Below are 3,200 nucleotides of genomic sequence, written 5' to 3' on the forward strand. Positions count from 1 at the left end.
GAGATCCACGCCTCCTACCAGCGGGCCCGCGACCCCGAGGCCCGCAAGCGGCGCGAGGCGGTGCTCGCCGTGCCCCGCCGGCTGACCGGCGTCGGCGCGGCGTTCGACGCGGCGTCCGCGCTGATCGAGGCGGCCGAGGCGGAGGCCGAGGCGTCGGTCGCCGAGGCCGACACGACCGAGCGGGCGGCGCTGGAGACGGCACTCGGCGCGGGCGGCACCGGCCGGGGCGCGGCCGGCGCGATCCGGGGAGCCGCCGGGCAGCTCAAGGACCTGGAGAAGCGGCAGAAGTCGCGGGCCACCCGGGCGCAGCGGGACGCGCTCGACCGGGCGCTGGTCGACCTGGCCGGCTTCTACCGGGACGCGCTCACCATGGCGCTCCGCGCCCCCGTCGCCCCGGTGCACACCGACACCGCCGCGCTGGCCGGCGCCGGGGCACAGAAGTGGGACGCCGAGGGGTCGCTGCGTCGGCTGGAGGCCGTGCTCGCCTGCCGGGCGGCGATCGAGGCGAACGTCAAGCCGCGGATCGCGGTCGAGGCGATGATGCTCGCCCTCTGGAAGGGCTGATCCGCAGCTCCGGTGCGTGGTTCCGCCGAACGGGACCGGTCGTCCACAGGCCATCGACAGGCGCGATTGCTGTGCGGTACGGTCCGGTGTGCCGTTGTGACGGTGGCAGCACGCTCAGTGAGGGGTCATCCGGGAGGAGTCGGCCGATGCCACGGGGGGAGATCGACGAGGCCTGGATCGAGGAGGCGGTGCGGCGCTACCGCCGGATCGAGTCACTCCAGGCCGAGTTCGACCAGGCGGTGTCGACCGTCGAGGTCACCGTCCGGTCGCCGGACGGGCTGGTGGAGGTGGTGGTCACCGCCGGTGGTCGGATCACCGACGTCCGGTTCCTGGGGCCGCTGCACAGCCGCAACCCGCGCGACGTGGCCGGCTCGGTGCAGGCCGCGGTCACCGCGGCGGCCGACGCCGCCGAGTGGGCCCGGGAGAAGCTGCACAACGAGACGTTCGCCGCCTACCGACCGCTCGCGGGAGCCTGAGATGGACACGCTGCGCGCGCTCTCCGCCCGGCTGGACGAGGCCAGCGCCACACTGACTGCCCTGTCCCACAGGGTCACCGCCAGCGATCCCGCCCAGGCCGCGTTCGGCGCGGACGCACCGGGTCGGCCCGGCGAGATCGGCCGCGCGTTGCACCGGCAGTGGACCGCCGCCACCGACGACCGGGCCCGCGAGGCACGCGCTGCCGCCGGCCGGCTGGCCGCCGCCGCCTCGGCCGTGCGCGAGGCCGCCGACCGCTACGGCGAGGTCGACCGCGCCGCCCGCCGCCGGATCACCGGGGAGCCCTGATGGACCCGCTGGACCGGCTGGCCGAGCCCGGCCTGCACCTGCTGCGCCGGGTGGACACGCTGCTCGCCGCCGGCGTCCCCGAGGGGCATCGGGTCTGGCCGCTGCTGCGCCGCATGCAGGTGCTTCCGGGTGACGCGGTCCGCGGGTTCCTCGACCTCCACCCGGCGCCGCTCACCGGCGCCGGGCACGTGGTGCGCCGGCTGGTCCGGGGGTACGACGACGTCTCCGCCGCGCTCACCGACCCGGTGCTGTGGTCCGGCCCGGCCGCCTCGGCGTACGGGCAGGAGCGGGCGGCGCTGCTGCGCCACCTCGACGAGGGCCCGGAGAGCCTGGTCGGGCGGCTGGAGTCCACCGCGGGATACGCCGAGGCGCTCGCCGACTGGGTGGAGGGCAGCCGCCTCGCCCTGGCCCGCACGCTGGCCGACGTGCTCCGTTCGGCCGAGGCGGTCGCCGTGGTCGCCGCCACGGCCAGCGGCACGCCCCTCCGGCCCGGCCCGGTCGGGCCCGGGGTGGTCGACGCGGCCGAGATCGCCGCGCGGGTGCTGGCGGTGCTGTGCGTGGCGTACGACGGGGCGGAGACGCTGCTGCGTCAGTGGGCACCGAGCCTCGCCGAGTCCGCCTGGCGGCCACCGATGGACGGTCGTCCCCGGTACGACCAGCCCACCCGGGTCGGCTGGTAGCCCGGCCCCGGACAGACCACGGCGCCGCCCGCTGGCGCCCGGCCTGAGCCGGCGCCGGCGGCGACGCCGTGGTCTTCCCCCTGCACCCCCCGCAGGTATGCCTCCACTCAACGCTGCCCGGACGCGTTTGTCCCCTGCCGCGGCCCGGATTCAACCGTCCGGGCGAGGAGCAACGGCACGACGGGTGGTCCGGCAATCGGTCAAGTCGACGGTCATGAATGGCAGCGGGGCGTAGTCGCCCGGCGACGGTCCCCGCGCCCCCCGGCTCCGATCCGTCGTAGGGTGGGGGCATGGGCATGCTCTGCGCGGTCAGCTTCAACCGGTACGGGCGCCTCTACTACCTCGACCCCGGCGAGTTGCGCCCGCAGGTCGGCGACAAGGTGCTGGTGCCGACCGACGACGGGCCCGAGGTGGCCGAGTGCGTTTGGGCCGCGCAGTGGGTGACCGAGGAGACCGACGGGTTTCCCCGGCTGGTGGGGCTGGCCGGCGACGACGACCTGCACCGCGACGAGGCGCTGCGCCGGCGCAAGGCCGAGGCCAAGGTGGCCGCGAAGCGGCTGATCCGGGCGCACGGCCTGCCGATGAAGGTGGTGGCCGTCGACCACGTGCTCGGCTCCGCGGAGGGCGGCGGCGAGCGCAGCACCGTCTACTTCACCGCCCCGCACCGGGTGGACTTCCGCTCCCTGGTCCGCGACCTGGGCGCCACCCTGCACTGCCGGGTCGAGCTGCGGCAGCTCTCCGCTCGGGACTCGGCGCGGGTGCAGGGCGGCATCGGCTCGTGCGGCCGAGACCTGTGCTGCGCGACGTTCCTCACCGACTTCGAGCCGGTGACCATCCGGATGGCCAAGGACCAGGACCTGCCGCTCAACCCGCTGCGCATCTCCGGCGCGTGCGGCCGGCTGATGTGCTGCCTCAAGTACGAGCACCCGCTCTACCAGAGATTCCAGGAGACGGCCCCAGCGGTCGGCAGTCGGGTCTCGACGGCCGAGGGCGACGGCCGGGTGGTCGGCCACAGCGTCCCCCGCGACGCGGTGACGGTCCGCCTGGACGCCGACGGCTCCCGCTGCTCCTGCTCCCGGGCCTCCGTCTGCGCCCCCCGCCAATCCCACGACCAGCACTACAACCCCTAACCCTGTCCCCTATACACATCTCCGAGCCCACGAGACGCGTAGT

The 3,200-nt window shown here is 75.6% G+C and carries 4 protein-coding genes and 1 pseudogene; all 5 read left to right on the forward strand.

Translation table 11 applies throughout. The features are described from left to right. Nucleotides 1-564 (forward strand): annotated as a pseudogene (locus DKT68_RS00380) (DNA polymerase III subunit delta'); the annotation flags it as partial. 146 nt (nt 565-710) lie between these two features. Next, nucleotides 711-1,040 (forward strand): YbaB/EbfC family nucleoid-associated protein, encoded by a 330-nt coding sequence (locus tag DKT68_RS00385; RefSeq protein WP_109815458.1) that lies wholly within the window; start codon nt 711-713, stop codon nt 1,038-1,040. 1 nt (nt 1,041) lies between these two features. After that, the gene (locus tag DKT68_RS00390; protein WP_109815459.1) at nt 1,042-1,347 is read left to right on the forward strand and encodes a type VII secretion target; all 306 of its coding nucleotides are present in this window, start codon (nt 1,042-1,044) and stop codon (nt 1,345-1,347) included. Beyond that, nucleotides 1,347-2,027 (forward strand): hypothetical protein, encoded by a 681-nt coding sequence (locus DKT68_RS00395; RefSeq protein ID WP_109815460.1) that lies wholly within the window; start codon nt 1,347-1,349, stop codon nt 2,025-2,027. The genes DKT68_RS00390 and DKT68_RS00395 overlap by 1 nt, the downstream gene beginning before the upstream one ends. A 290-nt stretch (nt 2,028-2,317) precedes the next feature. Then, a complete protein-coding gene (locus tag DKT68_RS00400) occupies nt 2,318-3,157 on the forward strand; it encodes a PSP1 domain-containing protein (RefSeq protein WP_109815461.1) in 840 nt (279 codons plus the stop codon). The last annotated feature ends 43 nt before the right edge of the window (nt 3,158-3,200 follow it).

Origin of the sequence: Micromonospora acroterricola (genome assembly GCF_003172955.1) — a bacterium.
Taxonomy (GTDB): domain Bacteria; phylum Actinomycetota; class Actinomycetes; order Mycobacteriales; family Micromonosporaceae; genus Micromonospora; species Micromonospora acroterricola.

What these genes read in the sequence shown, in the direction of transcription:
- DKT68_RS00385 (WP_109815458.1), top strand. Translation starts at nt 711, where the DNA reads ATGCCACGGGGGGAGATCGACGAGGCCTGGATCGAGGAGGCGGTGCGG.
- DKT68_RS00390 (WP_109815459.1), top strand. Translation starts at nt 1,042, where the DNA reads ATGGACACGCTGCGCGCGCTCTCCGCCCGGCTGGACGAGGCCAGCGCC.
- DKT68_RS00395 (WP_109815460.1), top strand. Translation starts at nt 1,347, where the DNA reads ATGGACCCGCTGGACCGGCTGGCCGAGCCCGGCCTGCACCTGCTGCGC.
- DKT68_RS00400 (WP_109815461.1), top strand. Translation starts at nt 2,318, where the DNA reads ATGGGCATGCTCTGCGCGGTCAGCTTCAACCGGTACGGGCGCCTCTAC.